Source organism: Arthrobacter sp. MA-N2 (assembly GCF_000517125.1).
GTDB lineage: Bacteria > Actinomycetota > Actinomycetes > Actinomycetales > Micrococcaceae > Arthrobacter > Arthrobacter methylotrophus.
Map to the genome: position 1 here is coordinate 2373278 of NZ_KI912155.1, position 16674 is coordinate 2389951.

The 16674-nt window shown below is 64.0% G+C and carries 15 protein-coding genes; 11 read left to right on the forward strand and 4 right to left on the reverse strand.

From position 1 onward, the window contains the following. Positions 1-2: 2 nt before the first annotated feature. Positions 3-1358: an LLM class flavin-dependent oxidoreductase gene (locus A3M3_RS0111745; protein WP_028266493.1), complete on the reverse strand. Its 1356-nt coding sequence runs from the start codon at positions 1356-1358 to the stop codon at positions 3-5. 361 nt (positions 1359-1719) lie between these two features. Between A3M3_RS0111745 and A3M3_RS0111750 the strand changes: the two genes are divergently transcribed. Both A3M3_RS0111750 and A3M3_RS0111755 read left to right on the forward strand, forming a co-directional pair. Further along, on the forward strand, positions 1720-2232 hold the full coding sequence (locus tag A3M3_RS0111750) for a GNAT family N-acetyltransferase (RefSeq protein ID WP_028266494.1): 513 nt from the start codon (positions 1720-1722) through the stop codon (positions 2230-2232). A gap of 64 nt (positions 2233-2296) precedes the next feature. Beyond that, entirely contained in the window at positions 2297-2689 is a 393-nt protein-coding gene (locus A3M3_RS0111755; protein WP_028266495.1) for a RidA family protein, read from the forward strand. A gap of 51 nt (positions 2690-2740) precedes the next feature. On the opposite strand, the gene A3M3_RS0111760 is transcribed toward A3M3_RS0111755, so the two are convergent. Further along, the gene (locus A3M3_RS0111760; protein WP_028266496.1) at positions 2741-3415 is read right to left on the reverse strand and encodes a response regulator; all 675 of its coding nucleotides are present in this window, start codon (positions 3413-3415) and stop codon (positions 2741-2743) included. Then, entirely contained in the window at positions 3412-5211 is a 1800-nt protein-coding gene (locus A3M3_RS0111765; protein WP_028266497.1) for a sensor histidine kinase, read from the reverse strand. The genes A3M3_RS0111760 and A3M3_RS0111765 overlap by 4 nt, the downstream gene beginning before the upstream one ends. A 219-nt stretch (positions 5212-5430) precedes the next feature. On the opposite strand from A3M3_RS0111765, the gene A3M3_RS0111770 reads away from it, so the two are divergent. From A3M3_RS0111770 to A3M3_RS0111790, 5 genes are all read left to right on the forward strand, one after another. Beyond that, positions 5431-6903 carry a CitMHS family transporter gene (locus tag A3M3_RS0111770; RefSeq protein WP_028266498.1) on the forward strand — a complete coding sequence of 491 codons (1473 nt, stop codon included), beginning with the start codon at positions 5431-5433 and terminating at the stop codon, positions 6901-6903. 146 nt (positions 6904-7049) lie between these two features. After that, the gene (gene gatC / locus A3M3_RS0111775) at positions 7050-7346 is read left to right on the forward strand and encodes an Asp-tRNA(Asn)/Glu-tRNA(Gln) amidotransferase subunit GatC (protein WP_028266499.1); all 297 of its coding nucleotides are present in this window, start codon (positions 7050-7052) and stop codon (positions 7344-7346) included. A 4-nt stretch (positions 7347-7350) separates the two neighbouring features. Beyond that, positions 7351-8946: an Asp-tRNA(Asn)/Glu-tRNA(Gln) amidotransferase subunit GatA gene (gene gatA / locus A3M3_RS0111780; RefSeq protein WP_028266500.1), complete on the forward strand. Its 1596-nt coding sequence runs from the start codon at positions 7351-7353 to the stop codon at positions 8944-8946. Then, on the forward strand, positions 8946-10454 hold the full coding sequence (gene gatB, locus A3M3_RS0111785; protein ID WP_028266501.1) for an Asp-tRNA(Asn)/Glu-tRNA(Gln) amidotransferase subunit GatB: 1509 nt from the start codon (positions 8946-8948) through the stop codon (positions 10452-10454). The genes gatA and gatB overlap by 1 nt, the downstream gene beginning before the upstream one ends. Positions 10455-10646: 192 nt before the next feature. Continuing rightward, positions 10647-11258, forward strand: coding sequence for a hypothetical protein (locus A3M3_RS0111790; RefSeq protein ID WP_028266502.1), 612 nt, complete (start codon positions 10647-10649; stop codon positions 11256-11258). An 84-nt stretch (positions 11259-11342) separates the two neighbouring features. Here the strand turns inward: A3M3_RS0111790 and A3M3_RS0111795 are convergent, their stop codons facing one another. Then, positions 11343-12275 carry a LysR family transcriptional regulator gene (locus A3M3_RS0111795; RefSeq protein WP_028266503.1) on the reverse strand — a complete coding sequence of 311 codons (933 nt, stop codon included), beginning with the start codon at positions 12273-12275 and terminating at the stop codon, positions 11343-11345. A 113-nt stretch (positions 12276-12388) separates the two neighbouring features. Between A3M3_RS0111795 and tdh the strand changes: the two genes are divergently transcribed. The 4 genes from tdh to A3M3_RS0111815 all read left to right on the forward strand — a co-directional run bounded on the left by tdh (position 12389) and on the right by A3M3_RS0111815 (position 16645). Beyond that, positions 12389-13435, forward strand: a complete 1047-nt coding sequence (gene tdh, locus A3M3_RS0111800; RefSeq protein WP_028266504.1) for an L-threonine 3-dehydrogenase — start codon at positions 12389-12391, stop codon at positions 13433-13435. Between the two features lie 44 nt (positions 13436-13479). Next, complete coding sequence (locus A3M3_RS0111805; RefSeq protein ID WP_028266505.1) at positions 13480-14688, forward strand: glycine C-acetyltransferase; 1209 nt, start codon at positions 13480-13482, stop codon at positions 14686-14688. Positions 14689-14693: 5 nt separating this feature from the next. Next, the gene (locus A3M3_RS0111810) at positions 14694-16094 is read left to right on the forward strand and encodes a 6-phospho-beta-glucosidase (protein ID WP_028266506.1); all 1401 of its coding nucleotides are present in this window, start codon (positions 14694-14696) and stop codon (positions 16092-16094) included. Between the two features lie 80 nt (positions 16095-16174). Beyond that, on the forward strand, positions 16175-16645 hold the full coding sequence (locus A3M3_RS0111815) for a pyridoxamine 5'-phosphate oxidase family protein (RefSeq protein ID WP_035741678.1): 471 nt from the start codon (positions 16175-16177) through the stop codon (positions 16643-16645). Positions 16646-16674: the final 29 nt, after the last annotated feature.

Below are 16674 nucleotides of genomic sequence, written 5' to 3' on the forward strand. Positions count from 1 at the left end.
CATCAGGCTAGGGCTCCGGTAAGCGGCTCCACCTCCGAGAACCGAGCGGTGGGACGATCCAAGCCGTAGTGTTCGCGGAGTGTGCTGCCGGTGTATTCATTGCGGAACAGGCCCCGCTTGCGCAGCACGGGCACCACTTGCTCAACAAAGGTTTCCAGACCTGTCGGCAGCACGGGCGGCATGATGTTGAATCCGTCGGCGGCGCCGTTTTCGAACCACAATTGAATTGCATCGGCCACTTGCTCCGGCGTTCCAGCGAAGGTCAGGTGGCCCCGACCGCCTCCCAGCCTGCCGATCAGTTGGCGCACGGTGAGGCTTTCCCGGCGGGCGAGCTCCACAATGAGTGTGTAGCGGCTCTTGGCGCCTTCGATTGAGTCCTCGTCCGGAAGATCGGCCGGAAGCTGGCGGTCCAACGGCAGGTCCTCCGGCTTCACGCGGAGGGTCTTGGCCAGTTCGGCCCTCGCGTATTCCGGCCGAATGAGTTCGTCTAATTCCCGTTCCAGGCGCAACGCTTCAGCCTGCGTAGAGGCGATCACGGGGACAATGCCCGGGAGGATCTTGATGCTGTCGGCCAGCCGGCCAAGCGCTACGGTCCGGGCCTTCAGGTCTGCGTAGAATGCCTGTGCATCCTCCAATGTTTGCTGGGCAGTGAACACGGCTTCGGCGTACCTTGCCGCCAGGCCTTTGCCGTTCTCGGAGGAGCCGGCTTGGACAATCAGGGGGTGGCCTTGGGGTGAGCGCGGTACATTGAGCGGGCCGCGGACCCGGAAGTGCTTGCCAACGTGATTGATCGGGCGGACCTTGGCTGAGTCTGCCCAGACGCCTGCTTCCTTGTCTGCCAGCACGGCGTCGTCATCCCAGCTGTCCCACAGCTTGGCTGCAACATCGAGGAATTCTGCTGCCCGTTCATAACGCGTGGCGTGGGCGGGCTGGTCATCGATTCCAAAATTTCGTGCGGCTTCCGGGCCTGCTGTGGTGACCACGTTCCAGCCAGCCCTTCCGCCGCTGACGAAGTCCACCGAGGCGAAGCGCCGGGCCAGGTTGAAGGGGTCGTTGTACGTGGTGGACGCGGTGGCGATGAGGCCGATCTTTTCCGTCGCGGCCGCAATGGCCGTGAGCAGCACGGTTGGTTCCAGCTTGCCCGCGGGGCGGCGTCCGACGTCGCCGAAGATCACGGGGGAGTCGGCGAAGAAGATCGAGTCAAAAGTGCCGCGCTCCGCAATCCGTGCGAGGTTCTGGTAGTGCCGGATGTCCGTGCTGGCGAGCGGGTTGCTTTCGGGCAGCCGCCATGACGCTTCGTGATGGCCTGTGCTCATGAGGAATGCGTTGAGGTGGAGCGTGCGTTGCTGCGGGCTCATGTGTGGGTCCTTTCAAGTTGTCTTGGCTGCCAATCAACCACGCAACAAGCTGGGCGCGCCAGCACGGCGAAACCTTTCCGCAACAGCAGGAAACCGGGCTTCATGGCCAGCAACCAGGCTCAATCTGGCGCAATGGAAAGCAATGTTGGAGGAGGGCAAAATAGGTGAGCCGTCCCTGACGCACGCTCACCTTTGCGGGGTATTTCCTCGACGCTCCTTCACCTATGCGACGCTCCTTCACCTATATCTGAACCCGCCAAGGAACGCCGGCGTATCTCTGGGTGAGCCTCGGGGTGATAGCTCGGTCACGGAAACGACCCTTTGGCGCCCTTGGCCCCGCGGACGCGACTACCATGGATCAGTGCATTCGCAGATTACCGTCCGTCCCGCCCTGCCCAAAGACTACGACGCCGTAGCCCGCATCACGATGTCGTCTTATGTGACCGCCGGATACTACGGCAGCCCGGATCACCCATATTTGGAGAAGCTCCGTGATGTGGCCGGCCGTGCCCGGCATGCCGATGTTTTCGTCGCCGAGCGCGATGGACAAGTCATTGGTTCCGTCACATCAGCCAAGGCAGGCGGCGACTTTTCGGACATTGGCCTCCCGGACGAACTCGAAATGCGCACCTTGGTGGTTGACCCGGATGTTCAGCGCTCCGGAGCAGGCCGGGCGCTCGTGCAGGCAGTAGTCGAGCAGGCTCGGACCACGGAGGGAATCAACGCCGTTTCCCTCACCACGGGGGCCACATGGGAAAGCGCCAATGCGCTCTACGCCAAGACCGGTTTTGTGCGGGAACCGGAGCGCGACTGGTTTGTTCCTGGGACTGACATAAAGCTGTTCGTTTACCGACAGGATGTCCGTCAGCCATAGAGTTTCTTGGTAAACCCGATCGCTCTTGAAGGCAGATGGGTGCAGAAACTGAGAAAGGCGCAGCATGCGTAAGACATTCGGCACGGGATCGGTCTGGGAGCAGACCCTTGGATACTCCCGGGCAGTCCAAGTGGACAATACCCTCTTTATTTCGGCCACGGCGGCGTCCGGAACCGTTGATGGCAAGAACGCGATTGTGGGCGATGACTTCTACTCGCAGACGAAGTACATCCTCGAGAAGCTCGAAGCAGTCCTGGCCGATGCCGGATTCTCCTACGAGGACGTGGTGCAGTCCAAGTTGTACCTGACCGACATCAGCAAGTGGGAAGATGCCGGCCGCGCACACGGCGAGATCTTCGGCGAGATCCGGCCCACCCTCTCGTTGGTCCATGTCCTGCCGTTCCTTGATCCGGAAATGCTGGTCGAAATCGAGCTGGTAGCCCAGAAGAGCGCCTGAGTAGCCCAACTGACTCGCAGTTGTTGTCGTTTTGAGCCCTCAGAACGACAACTATTGCGAGTCAGTTGGGGAGGGGACGCCATAGCGATGTTCCGGGCGGCCCGTGGCGCCGTACCTCAATTGGATCTCGACGGCGCCATCATCGGCCAGCGAGGAGAGGTACCGTTGCGCCGTGGCCCGTGAGACACCCACCCGTTCTGCCACTTCCACCGCGGAATATTGCGCCCCGGGGGCCAACGAGTCCAACACGGACGCTTCGGTCGCCGAGCGAGGCTTGCCCGACGGCGCCACGTCACCGGCGATGAGCGACCGCTTGGCCCGCTCGACAGTTTCCTGGTCCACGGCATGCTGCTTGCCGAGGATCCGCCGGAACCTGGCATAGGAACGCAGCTGCTGCGACAGCGACTCGGCAGTGAACGGCTTCAGGAGATACGCCAAAGCCCCGCGGCGCAGGGCCGTCCGGATGGACGCAGCGTCCGAAGCCGCGGTCAGCATCATGGCATCCACATCGAGTTGGCCCAGGAGATCCAGGCCTGAACCGTCCGGCAGGTAAACGTCCAGCAACACGAGGTCCGGCCGGAGGCTGTGCACCGCCTGCAACGCCTGTGTGGTGGATCCAACCGGAGCCAAGGCAAGGAAGCCGGCCACTGAATCCACATAGGCGGCGTGGAGCTTGGCAACGTGGAAGTCATCATCCACAATCAAGACCCTGAAGTCTTCGCTCATTGTTGTCCTTCCGTGGGTTCGGCTGAGGTCGAGAGGGCCGCCGGCGCGGCGTCGTCCGGAGTTCGGGTGACTCTGGGCATGGTGGCCATGAAGACGGCGCCAGGACCACCGGGCGAGCCAGGTTCCAGGACACGCACGTCGCCACCGCGACGCCGCGCGAGTTGCCGGACCAATGCGAGGCCCAGTCCCTGGCCACCGGCGCTGGCCATTCCGCCGTCGGTGGGTTCCGCCGTCGTGAATCCTTCCACGAACACCCTTTCGCGCTCGATGCCGCGCAGACCGTCGCCGGAGTCCGCGACGACGATGTGCAACGTGCCGCCGTCGGGTCCTGGTTCGTCGAGCAGTTCAAGCTCCACCCAACGCCGCGTTGACGTGCCGGCGACGGCGGCGTTGACGGCGTTATCGATCAGGTTGCCGAGAACCGTGGTGACGTCCTGCGGCTCGGTGACGTGGCCGCGCACCAGGGTCTCAGGACCAATCCGCAAGGCCACGCCTCGCTCGTCGGCCTCCACGCCCTTCGCTCCGACGAAAGCTTGCAGATAGGGATCCTGCAGGAGCTCGGCTTGCTGCACCGGAAACTTCAAGGGGCCGGTAGCAGAGATTCTGGCGAGATAGTCTTTGGCCTGGACGTGTTGGCCGATGCTCAAGAAGCCGGCGATTGTGTGGAGCTGGTTCGTGAACTCGTGACGCTGTGCCCGCAGTGCCGCAGACATGGTGCCGACAGCATCGAGCTGGCGGGTCAACTGCTGCAGTTCGGTGCGGTCGCGGAGCATGACAACCCAGCCGAGATCCTCCTTACGATGCAGCGCCTTGCGGGCATTGGCAACCAATACCCGGTCGCCGGCGACGATTTCGACGGCTTCGGCGTCGTGCGCCGACGGTTGGGTGAGGGCCTTCAGTTGTGCCGGCACGTCAGCATCGTCCCAGCTGCTGCCCGTCAGGACATGTCCATCGGTGGGGCCGTTCCGGGAGGCGTCACTGTGGGCGGGGGAGCTCGGGGTTGTCGGTGCGTCCGGGATGTCCAGCAGTCGCCTCGCCGCAGCGTTGAAGACCGTGATGCGGCCATCGGCGGAAATCCCGATCACGCCGTCGTCGACGCCTTGCAGCACGGCCACTTGATCATGCACCAGGGTGCTGATCTCTTCGGGTTCGAGTCCAAGCGTCAGCCGTTGCAAGCGCCGACGCAGCAGGAATGATGCAAGGGCGCCGACAGCCAGGGAGCCTGCCGCCGTGAGCGCAATGGGGACGATGTCCTCGCCAAGGCTTTGGCCGAGCGATTCCATCGAGTAGCCCACGCTGACTTCGCCCACTACGGAGGTGGCGGAGCCTGATGCATAAATCGGAACCTTCGCACCAGCAGACGGCCCCAGGGTGCCGGTGTTTCGTGTGGTGACTTCCTTTCCGGAAAGGGCATCCGAGGGATCCGTACTGACCCGTTCGCCGAGCCTGGCTTGGTCCGGGTGGGCCAACCGCAGGCCCGTCTCGTCGGTGACGACCACGAACAACGCTCCCGTGCGTCCCCTCGCGGCCTCGGCGGTGGCCTGGATAGGCCCCGTTGCGAGTTCCGCGGCCGGCGGCGTTCCCGGTTCTTTGCTGATGGCTTGGACTTCGGAACGGATCACCGGGTCCGAGGCCACAGTTCGCGCCAACGTCAGCGCCTGGCTTTCCGCTTCTGCGCCGATGCGCCCGTAGACGAGCGACGCGTGGACCGTGCCACTGAGCAGCACCACCAAGAGGACGACGCCGAGCTGGAGGAGCAGGGTCTGCGTCGAGAAGCGCGGTGCAAGCTTGGGCATCCTGCCTCCTTCGGCGGGGGATCGGGCGGCCGGAGGGGACGGCGCTGTTTCTCGAGGACTATCCCTCCATTGAAGCATTGAGCACAATGAGCAAAATGCTCTCAATCAGCAGTATGTCCATCAAATCCCGCAAACGCCTTGTTGCGGGTCCGGCCACTATACGTTCTGTATCGCGCATCACATCGAGGTGATGCCATTCACTGATGTAAGGAGCCGGCTGTGCTGGTATTGCTTGGATTCGCAATGATTGCGGTGTTCATGGCCCTGATCATGACAAAGAAGTTGACGCCCGTTCTGGCGCTGATCATCGTTCCCACCATCTTCGGACTGTTTGCCGGTGCCGGTCTTGGCATCGGAAGCATGGTGATGGACTCGATGAAGTCGATGACGTCCACGGCCGCGCTCCTGATGTTCGCGATCGTGTACTTCGGACTCATGATTGATGTCGGTCTGTTCGACCCACTGGTGAAGTTCATTCTCCGGAAGCTCGGCAACGACCCCGCCAAAGTGGTGCTCGGCACAGCCATTCTTGCCGCCGCCGTATCGCTCGACGGCGACGGCTCCACCACCTTCATCCTGACCACGGCTGCGATGCTGCCCGTTTACCTCCGCTTGAAGATGAGCCCCGTGGTCCTGACTTGCGTGGCTGGCCTGGCGAACGGCACCATGAACATCCTGCCGTGGGGTGGCCCAACGGCCCGCGCAGCCACCGCCCTCAAGATCGACGTCAACGAGGTCTTTGTTCCCATGGTCCCCTCCCTCATTGCGGGCCTCGTTGTCGTCTTCGTGTTCTCTTGGCTGTTGGGCCTGCAGGAACGCAACCGCCTTCGCGCCGCGGCCCCCGAGATCTGGGGAGACGCCTCCGACGCCGGTGACGTGTTCGACGGCGGCAGGCGCGACGGTGGCACGGGCGCGGGCGGCACGGGCGCCGGGGCGGGCTCGAGCCGCACCGCCGCTAAGCCTGGCGCCGGCGGAAGTGCCGGCGTCGGCGTCCTCGAACGCAGCGAAACGCCGGTTGACCTCGCCGACACAGGCCTGACCGACACCGCGCTGGATCCCCAGCGCAAGACCCTTCGGCCCAAGCTCGTCTGGTTCAACCTCGGCCTGACGGTCGCCGTGATGGTCATGCTCGTGGCCAACCTGGTGCCCCTGCCCTACGTCTTCATGGTGGGGTCCGCCATTGCCCTGCTGGTGAACTTCCCCAAGGTCAAGGAACAGGGCGCACAGTTGGTGGCCCACGCGCCGTCCATTGTGGCCGTGGTCAGCATGGTCATGGCAGCGGCCGTCCTCACGGGCGTCCTCAACGGCACCGGCATGGTCAAGGAGATGTCCGCGTGGCTGGTCCACATCATCCCCGCCGAGATGGGTCCGTTCATGGCCGTCATTACCGGTCTGCTCAGCATCCCCATGACGTTCTTCATGAGCAACGACGCCTTCTACTTCGGCGTCCTGCCGGTCCTGAGCGAAACCGCCGCGCACTACGGCGTCAGCGGCGCGGAAATGGCCCGCGCCTCCATTACCGGCCAGCCATTCCACCTCCAGAGCCCCTTGGTCCCGGCGATCCTGCTCCTGGTATCCCTCGCCAAGGTGGAACTGGGAGACCACCACAAAAAGGTCCTCTGGCGCACCGCGGTGATCTCTGTCGTCATGCTCGCGGTGGGTATGGTGACAGGTGCCATCGGCATCGGGTAACAAAGCAATCGCCCGCACCAAGCAACGCGGGGTCACTTACGGCCCATTCCGGACCTCCGGATGGGCCGTAAGTGACCCCGCGTCGTTCGTTGTCCAACCAACGTAGACTAGTCCGGAAAACCATTTGAACTTTGCAGGGGAGATCCATGGCTGCGATCAACCGTGACGACGTCGCGCATCTTGCGCGTCTGGCTCACATTGAAATGAGTGCCGAAGAGCTGGACAGGATGGCCGGCGAGCTTGCCGTCATCGTGGAATCGGTGAAGTCCGTCAGCGAAGCCGCCGGGGACGATGTCCCGGCCACGTCCCATCCGATTCCGCTGACCAACGTGTTCCGCGAGGACGTCGTGGGCCACACGTTCACTGCCGAGCAGGCGTTGTCCGGGGCTCCGGATTCCTTCGAGGGCCGTTTCAAGGTTCCGGCAATCCTGGATGAGGACTAAACGAATGACTGAATTGAACAACACCGAACTCATCCGCCTGTCCGCAGCGCAACTGGCCGCCAAGCTGGCAGCTCGCGAGATCACATCCGTCGAGGTCACCCAGGCGTACTTGGACCGGATCGCACTGGTGGACGGCGGGTCAGCCGGCATCCATGCGTTCCTGCACGTCAACACTGAAGAAGCGCTCGCCGTCGCCGCCGAGGTGGACGCGATCCGCGCGGCTGGCGGTGCCGAGGCCGAAGCGCTGCACGTACTCGCCGGCGTGCCCATCGCCGTCAAGGACCTCATTGTGACCATTGGCCAGCCCACCACGGCAGGTTCGAAGATCCTCGAGGGCTGGTACAGCCCCTATGACGCCACCGTCATCAAGAAGCTGCGCGCAGCGAAGATGCCCATCCTGGGCAAGACCAACCTGGACGAATTCGCGATGGGTTCCTCCACTGAACACTCGGCCTACGGTCCCACCCGCAACCCTTGGGATCTGGACCGCATTCCGGGCGGCTCCGGTGGTGGCTCCGCGGCCGCCGTCGCAGCTTTCGAAGCTCCGCTTGCCCTCGGCACGGACACGGGCGGATCTATCCGTCAGCCCGGCGCAGTCACCGGCACCGTCGGCATGAAGCCGACCTACGGAGCTGTTTCCCGCTACGGTGCCATCGCCATGGCGTCGTCGTTGGACCAGATCGGCCCGGTCTCGCGGACCGTGTTGGACTCGGCCCTGCTGCAGGAAGTCATCGGCGGCCACGACCCGTTCGACTCCACGTCGCTGACGGATCCGTTCGATACCCTTGTTGCCGCAGCCAAGACGGGCAACGTGACGGGCATGAAGATCGGCATCGTCAAGGAACTCCACGGCGAGGGCTACCAGTCCGGCGTCGAGAACCGTTTCAACGAGTCCCTCGAGCTACTCAAGGGCGCCGGCGCGGAAATCGTCGAGGTTTCCTGCCCCAACTTCAAGTACGCTTTGGGCGCCTATTACCTGATCATGCCGTCCGAGGTCTCCAGCAACCTGGCCAAGTTCGACGGCGTCCGCTACGGCTTGCGTGTACTGCCGGAGGACGGCCCCATGACGATCGAACGCGTCATGGCCGCGACCCGTGCCGCCGGTTTTGGCGATGAGGTCAAGCGCCGCATCATCCTGGGCACCTATGCCCTGAGCGCAGGCTACTACGACGCGTACTATGGCTCGGCGCAGAAGGTCCGCACGCTCATCCAGCGTGATTTCGATGCCGCGTTCGCGCAGGCCGACGTTCTGATTTCGCCGACGGCTCCCACCACGGCCTTCAAGCTGGGGGAGAAGCTGGACGATCCGTTGGCCATGTACCTCAACGACGTGGCCACCATTCCGGCGAACATGGCAGGCATCCCCGGCTTGTCCTTGCCTGGCGGCCTGGCCGACGAAGACGGCCTGCCCGTCGGCATCCAACTTCTGGCTCCCGCCCGCGAGGACGCCCGTCTGTACCGCGTGGGTGCCGTCCTTGAATCCTTGCTCGAAGAGAAGTGGGGTGGTCCGTTGTTGGACCGTGCCCCTGTACTGCAGGCCCCTGTACTGCAGGCCCCCGCTCTCGGTTCCAGCTCCATCACCGCCGGAGGTTCCAACTGATGTCTACCGACGCCATCCTCAGCTTCGAAGAGGCCATGGAGAAGTACGATCCCGTCCTTGGCTTCGAGGTCCACGTGGAGCTCAACACCAAGACCAAGATGTTCTCCTCCGCCCCGAACGTCTTCGGCGACGAGCCGAACACCAACGTCAACGAGGTGGACCTTGGCATGCCAGGTGTCCTGCCGGTCGTGAACAAGACTGCGGTGGAGTCTTCCATCAAGATCGGGCTCGCCCTGAACTGCAAGATCGCCGAGTACTGCCGTTTCGCCCGGAAGAACTACTTCTACCCGGACACTCCGAAGAACTTCCAGACCTCCCAGTACGACGAGCCCATTGCGTATGACGGTTACCTGGACATTGAGCTCTCGGACGGCACCGTTTTCCGCGTCGAGATTGAGCGCGCACACATGGAAGAAGACGCCGGCAAGCTTACCCACATGGGTGGCGCCACGGGCCGCATCCAAGGTGCCGACTACTCCCTGGTGGACTATAACCGTTCGGGTGTTCCGCTTGTAGAAATCGTCACCAAGCCGATTGAGGGGGCGGGCAGCCGCGCGCCCGAGCTCGCCAAGGCGTACGTTGCCGCGGTTCGGGAGATCGTCAAGAACCTCGGAGTCTCCGACGCCAAAATGGAGCGCGGCAACGTCCGTTGCGACGCCAACGTCTCTCTCCGCCCGCACGGCCGCGAACGGTTCGGCATTCGTTCCGAGACGAAGAACGTGAACTCGCTGCGCGCCGTCGAACACGCCGTCCGCTACGAAATCCAGCGCCACGCCGCCGTCCTGGACTCCGGTGAGCCGGTTATTCAGGAAACGCGCCACTGGCACGAGGACACGCGCACGACGACGTCGGGCCGGGCGAAGTCCGACGCTGACGACTACCGCTACTTCCCGGAGCCGGACCTCGTTCCGGTCCTCGCGTCCCGCGAATGGGTGGAGGAACTCCGCGCCACGCTGCCCGAGCCGCCCGCGGCTCGCCGCAAGCGGCTCCAGGCCGACTGGGGTTATTCGGACCTTGAGTTCCGCGACGTCGTGAACGCCGACGTCATGGACTCCATCGAGGAAACCATTGCGGCCGGCGCCAGCGCTTCCGTGGCGCGTAAGTGGTGGATGGGCGAGATTGTCGGACGCGCCAAGACGGCCGACGTCGACCCATCCGAGCTTGGCGTCACTCCGGCGACCATCGTGGAGCTGAACAAGCTGGTCGAGGGCGGCAAGATCAACAACAAGATGGCCTCGCAGGTGCTCGACGGGGTCCTCGCCGGTGAAGGCACCCCTGCGGAGATCGTCGAGAAGCGCGGCCTCGCGGTCGTGTCCGACGACGGTCCGTTGCTGGAAGCGATCGACGCTGCGCTGGCGGCCCAGCCGGACGTTGCGGAGAAAATCCGCGGCGGCAAGGTGCAGGCGATCGGTGCGATCGTCGGCGGTGTCATGAAGGCCACCCGCGGCCAGGCCGACGCCGGACGCGTGCGCGAGCTGATCCTCGAGAAGCTCGGTGTCGAAGGCTAACCCAACCGCTTCCCGCCACCCCCAACTAGCTCGCAGTTAACGTCGTTTTGAGCCGTCAAAACGACGACAACTGCGAGCTAGTTGGGTCTGGATCCACAGCCGGAACACAGCTTCAAGGCTCATCATGGAGTCATCAGTTCTTTGCTGCCCGCCCCTTACCGGCTCGGGGAGGAGCGGAGGAAGGATTAGGCCATGTCCACCATGACTCCGGGGCTTCGTAAAGCTCTCATCGCCGGCGGTATCGCCGTCGTCTTGAGCGGCGGTGGTGTGGCCGCAGTCTGGGCTGCCGGCCAGATCATCCCCTCGTACGTGGGCGCTTCGCCTACGAGCACCGCGTCGCCCGCTACCCCTTCGCCCGGCGCTACCGCGCCCGCTACCCCTTCGCCCGGCAAGGCCCGGCCATTCCCCGTACTTCCGCGCGGTTTCGCAGGCCCAGGGATCCACAGTGAGTTCACAGTCAAGAACAAGGACGGCACATTCACAACGCTCGTGACACAGCGTGGCACCGTGCAGTCCGTCAGCGATTCGAGCATTTCAGTGAAGAGCGATGACGGTTTCACGCAGAGCTTCGCGATCACATCGTCTACCACCATCGTCAAGCTCCCCGGGGCCGGAACTGGAATGCAAGGCCGGCGGCCGTCGCTTCAAAGCATCAAGGCTACTGACCTGAAGTCGGGAGACACCGTTGTGGTCTCCGGCACCAAGAGTGGCAGTGCAGTCACAGCGAACCGCATTATTGCGGGTACGCTGCCCTCGTCACCCAACGACGGCGGACGGCGGCTTGGATACGGGAGCAGCGTTTAGAGGGCGTCCCCTCCCGCAGCCAAGTAACTCGCAGTTGGTGTCGTTTTGAGCCTCCAAAGCGTCAACAAATGCGAGTTAGTTGGGCTAGGAAGCCCCGGAAAGTTCGGTCATGACGGTCTGCAGTGCGTCGCAGACCGTCATGACCGATTTCCGTTTCAGGGTTTCCGGCCTCGCCAGGATGTCGATCTTGCGCACCGAATTCACCCCCGCCAGCGGACGCAACACCACACCCGCGTCCAAGACGCGCTGGGCGGTGAAGCGGGGGAGCAAGCCGATTGCGCCACCGGCTGCCACGAGCGAGGCCACCGTGGAGTAGTCGTTGATACGGTGCAGGACATCGGCCGGACGCCCGTTGACGGCGACGACGGCGGCCAGAACGTCCGCGGGAGAGTAACCGGCGCGGCTGGTCACCCAAGGCTGCCCGACGACGTCGGCCGGCCTGAGTTCGCAGCGTGCCGCGAGCGGGTGCCCGGCAGGCAGCGCGACGTCGAGTGGTTCGTCGGCGAGGGGGATCACCGCGACCTTGTCGGTGGGCCACTCGGGACTGTGCTCCATGCGGTGCGCCAACACAAGGTCGTACCGCGCGGCGAGTCCCGGGAAGTCTTCCTGGGCCACGTCTTCGTCAGCGAGCTTCACGCGGGGAACGCTGTTTTCCGGATCAGTGTTGCGCGCGGCTGCGAGCAAGGCCGCAAGCGGCGCAAAGAGAGCCTGGCCCGCGCTGTGGAAGGCGCTCACGGTCACGGTGGAGCCCGGCGAGTCGTGATAAGCGCCGATCGCGGCTCGGGCGTCCGCCATGGCGCTCACCACGGCGGCTCCGGCGTCTGCGAGGACCCGGCCGGCATCCGTCAGCACCAAAGCGCGGCCTTCCTTGCGGGTGAGGGGTACGTCGACCGATTTCTGCAGGAGTGCGAGCTGCTGGGAGACGGCGGACGGAGTGACCATGAGAGTCTCGGCCACGGCCTTGACACTCCCGAGATCCCCTAGTTCCCTGAGCATTTGGAGCTGATGCACTTCCATTTAGCAAATGCTAAATCGTTGATTGAGAAAAACATAGTTGTGCTAAACCGTTCGTGAGGTTTCAATGAAGTGAAACGGCACACAAACCGCCCCATCCTGAGTGAGGAAGACCCATGAAGGCTCTCTACAAATCCGGTCCGCACGCTGGTTTTGAACTCGTCGAACGGCCTGAGCCGGAGGAAGGTCCCAGCGACGTCAAGATCCGTGTCATGACCACGGGCATCTGCGGAACGGATCTGCACATCCAGTCCTGGGACGCCTGGGCGCAAGGCATCATCGAAACGCCGCTGATCGCGGGCCACGAGTTTTACGGCGAAGTGGTGGCCGTGGGCGAGGACGTCCGCGACGTCAAGGTCGGTGACCGTGTGTCCGGTGAAGGCCACGTGGTCTGCGGAATCTGCCGCAATTGCCGTGCCGGCCGCCGCCAGATGTGCATCCACACAGTGTCCGTTGGCGTGCAGCGCGATGGCGCCTTCGCAGAGTACGTCGTCATCCCGGAGACCAACGTCTGGGTCCACCACGATCCCTCCGTCACTCCCGAGCTCGGTGCCATCTTCGACCCCTTCGGCAACGCCGTCCACACCGCCCTGAGCTTTCCGCTGGTCGGCGAGGACGTGCTCATCACGGGTGCCGGACCCATCGGGCTCATGGCAATCGCCGTCGCACGCCACGCCGGGGCCCGCAAGATCGCCATCACGGACGTCTCCGCCCCCCGCCTCGAACTGGCCCGGAAGATGGGCGTGGACCTCGCCGTCGATGTTTCCAAGATGCGCGTCAAGGATGCGCAGCTCGAACTCGGCATGCGTGAAGGATTCGACATCGGCCTGGAAATGTCGGGACATCCCACGGCCCTTCCTGAGATGATCAACAACATGAACCACGGCGGACGCATCGCCATGCTCGGCTTGCCCAGCCAGTCCATCGATATCGACTGGGGCAAAGTGGTCACCCACATGCTGACCCTCAAGGGCATCTACGGCCGGGAGATGTACGAAACCTGGTACGCCATGAGCGCCATGTTGTCCTCCAACTCCGCTCTGCACCGCAACATTTCCGCCGTCGTCACGGACAAGCTGTCCGCCACCGACTGGGAAAAGGGCTTCGAAATCGCCCGCGCCGGCACGGGCGGCAAGGTTGTCCTCGACTGGACCGAACTCTAAGACGCCGTAAAGTCCTCCCAAGACCCCAGTACCAGGAGCAAGCCATGTACTCAAGCATCAAAGACCAGCTGCAGGGCGAGCTTGACGAGATCCGCACCGCCGGCCTCTTCAAGACCGAACGTCACATTGATTCGCCGCAAGCCAGCCACATTGCCGCAGGCCAGCTCGGCGAGCCAGCGAACACTGTCCTGAACTTCTGTGCCAACAACTACCTGGGCCTCGCAGACCACCCTGACATCATCGCGGCCGCCAAGTCCGCCATGGACGAGCGCGGCTTCGGCATGGCGTCGGTCCGTTTCATCTGCGGCACCCAGGACTTGCACCTTGAGCTCGAAGCCCGCGTCTCAAAGTTCCTGGGGACCGAGGACACCATCCTGTTCTCCAGCTGCTTCGACGCCAACGGGGGTGTCTTCGAGTCCCTGTTCGGGGCCGAGGACGCCATCATCTCCGATTCCCTGAACCACGCCTCCATTATCGACGGCATCCGGCTGAGCAAAGCCAAGCGCTTCCGTTATGCCAACCAGGACATGGGCGACCTTGAAGCCAAGCTGATCGAGGCTTCAACCGGCGAGGCACCGGCCCGGCGCAAGATCGTCGTGACCGACGGCGTCTTCTCGATGGACGGCTACCTCGCCCCGCTCGAGGCCATCTGCGATCTCGCGGAGAAGCACGATGCCCTGGTCATGGTGGACGACTCCCACGCCGTCGGCTTCATGGGCTCCACGGGCGCGGGAACCCCGGAACATGCCGGCGTTTCCGGCAGGGTGGATATCTACACCGGCACGTTCGGCAAAGCCCTCGGCGGCGCCTCCGGCGGCTACGTTTCCGGGCGCAGGGAAATCGTCGCCATGCTGCGCCAAAAGGCCCGTCCGTACCTTTTCTCCAACTCGCTGGCACCGGCCATCGTTGCGGCCACGATCAAGGCCATTGAACTGGTCCAAGGCTCAGGAGAACTCCGCTCCAGACTCTTCGAGAACGCAGCCTTGTTCCGGCGGCGCATGAGTGAGGAAGGCTTCGAGCTGCTCGACGGCGAACACGCCATTATTCCGGTGATGTTCGGCGACGCGGTGGTTGCCGCGAAGGTGGCTGACGAGATGCTCCACCACGGAGTCTTCGTCACGGCGTTCAGCTACCCCGTGGTACCCAAGGGTGCTGCCCGGATCCGGGTGCAGCTCTCGGCAGCACACAGCTCGGAGGACGTCGAGGCGTGTGTCCAGGCCTTCGTGAAGAGCCGCGCCGCCGCGGGGCTCTGAGTTCCATGATCCTCACCATCCTGGGCGGCGGAGGATTCCGGGTTCCGTTGGTCTATTCGGCCCTGCTTGCGGACCATGAACCTGGCCGCGTCACCGAGCTCAGGCTGTTTGATGCCGACGCCGCGCGCCTGGGCGTCGTCGCCAGGGTCCTCGCCGACATGGCCGAGGGAATGCCCGATGCGCCGACAGTGCGGTTGTTCACCGGGTTGTCGGAGGCATTGCCCGGCACCGACTTCATCTTCTCGGCCATCAGGGTGGGCGGCCTGGAGGGGCGTGCCGCCGATGAACGGATTGCCCTTGAACATGGCGTCATCGGGCAAGAGACAGTGGGCGCAGGAGGGATTTCCTACGCCCTGCGGACCATCCCCGTGGTCCTGGACATCGCCGAGGCCGTGAAAAAGCACGCGCGGGAGGCCTGGTTCATCAACTTCACCAACCCCGCCGGAGTCATCACCGAGGTCATGACGGAAGTCCTCGGCACCAAGGTGGTGGGGATCTGCGATTCGCCGCTCGGGCTGGCCAGACGATGCCTTCTCGCAGCCGGAATCCACCGCGGCGCGGCGGCCTTTCGCGATGGCTCCGTGGAAATCGACTACTTCGGACTGAACCACCTCGGCTGGCTACGGGGACTGGCAGTCGACGGCGAGGACGTCCTGCCGCGCCTCCTGGCCGACGCCGGCGCTATCGAGTCCTTTGAGGAGGGCCGGCTCTTCGGCGCTTCGTGGATCCAGGCGCTGGGAGCGGTTCCCAATGAGTATCTGCACTACTACTACTTCAGGCGGGAAGCGCTCGACGCCGATCGTCGCGCCGAAAGCACCCGCGGCGCCTACTTGGCGCGGCAGCAATCGTCCTTCTACAACGGGCTCCGGAACGGGAACGAGCGCGGAGCGGCGCCCGCCCGGCGGAGTCCGACCTCGAAGGCAGCCCTCCGGCTCTGGGAAAAGACCAAGCTGGACCGCGAAGAGACGTACATGCAGAGCAATAGGGAGGCAGCCGGAACCTTCGAACGGGCACCCGAGGACCTGGTGACCGGCGGCTACGAGTCCGTTGCCTTGGCCATCATGCGGGCCATCCGCCAAGGGGAGGCGGCCCGGCTGATCCTGAATGTCCCCAACAGGGGCACCGTGGCCGAGCTCGACGCCGACGCCGTCATCGAGGCACCCTGCCTCGTGGATGCCGGGCAAGTCCGCCTCCTCCCGGCCCGGCCGTTGCCGGACTACGCGCTAGGGCTCGTTGTCAACGCCAAAGCCGTGGAACGCGCAACCATCCATGCTGCCCTGACGGGTTCCCGGCGTTCGGCCTACAAGGCGCTGGCAATGAACCCCCTGGTGGATTCCGTCAGGGTGGCTCAAGAGCTCCTTGACGCCTACATCGATCACTTCGAGCAGCTTCAGTACCTCCGCTAAAGTCCCCGACCCTTGCCTGGCCCCTTGACCCGCACCTGGCCTGCTGTGCCGATCGGGATCCGGGGCCTAGGATCGGCACTATGAATAATGATGCAGTGCAAGCTCCCGCCGAGGTGTTGGATCCCCAGGAATGCTGGAATCTCCTGAGAAGCGTGCGTGTTGGCAGACTCGCCGTATGGCTCGGCGACCGCCCGGACATTTTCCCCATCAACTACACGGTGGACCACGGGACCGTCGTCTTCAGGACGGGGACAGGCACAAAGCTGGACGCCGCCCTGAGCGAATTCCCGGTGGCCATGGAAGTCGACGGTGTCAATGAGGACACGGGCGTCGCCTGGAGCGTTGTGCTCCACGGCAAGGCTGTCCCGCTGAAAGCGCCCGAGGACGTGGTTGACTCGTTCGCCCTCCCGCTCTTTCCCTGGCAAGCGGGCAGGAAGGACCACTTCGTGCGGATTCCCGCGGACTCAATCTCAGGGCGGCGCTTCACAGTCACGGCGCCCCTGACCTGGTGGACTCCCTACAGCGGCATCAAACCGTCGTCGGTGGAGTAACCCGCGCCACGCCCTTCGAAACCGATCCC

Coding starts and splice junctions, on each gene's coding strand:
- A3M3_RS0111745 (WP_028266493.1), bottom strand. CDS start 1,358: ATGAGCCCGCAGCAACGCACGCTCCACCTCAACGCATTCCTCATGAGC.
- A3M3_RS0111755 (WP_028266495.1), top strand. CDS start 2,297: ATGCGTAAGACATTCGGCACGGGATCGGTCTGGGAGCAGACCCTTGGA.
- A3M3_RS0111760 (WP_028266496.1), bottom strand. CDS start 3,415: ATGAGCGAAGACTTCAGGGTCTTGATTGTGGATGATGACTTCCACGTT.
- A3M3_RS0111765 (WP_028266497.1), bottom strand. CDS start 5,211: ATGCCCAAGCTTGCACCGCGCTTCTCGACGCAGACCCTGCTCCTCCAG.
- gatC (WP_028266499.1), top strand. CDS start 7,050: ATGGCTGCGATCAACCGTGACGACGTCGCGCATCTTGCGCGTCTGGCT.
- gatA (WP_028266500.1), top strand. CDS start 7,351: ATGACTGAATTGAACAACACCGAACTCATCCGCCTGTCCGCAGCGCAA.
- gatB (WP_028266501.1), top strand. CDS start 8,946: ATGTCTACCGACGCCATCCTCAGCTTCGAAGAGGCCATGGAGAAGTAC.
- A3M3_RS0111790 (WP_028266502.1), top strand. CDS start 10,647: ATGTCCACCATGACTCCGGGGCTTCGTAAAGCTCTCATCGCCGGCGGT.
- A3M3_RS0111795 (WP_028266503.1), bottom strand. CDS start 12,275: ATGGAAGTGCATCAGCTCCAAATGCTCAGGGAACTAGGGGATCTCGGG.
- tdh (WP_028266504.1), top strand. CDS start 12,389: ATGAAGGCTCTCTACAAATCCGGTCCGCACGCTGGTTTTGAACTCGTC.
- A3M3_RS0111805 (WP_028266505.1), top strand. CDS start 13,480: ATGTACTCAAGCATCAAAGACCAGCTGCAGGGCGAGCTTGACGAGATC.
- A3M3_RS0111810 (WP_028266506.1), top strand. CDS start 14,694: ATGATCCTCACCATCCTGGGCGGCGGAGGATTCCGGGTTCCGTTGGTC.
- A3M3_RS0111815 (WP_035741678.1), top strand. CDS start 16,175: ATGAATAATGATGCAGTGCAAGCTCCCGCCGAGGTGTTGGATCCCCAG.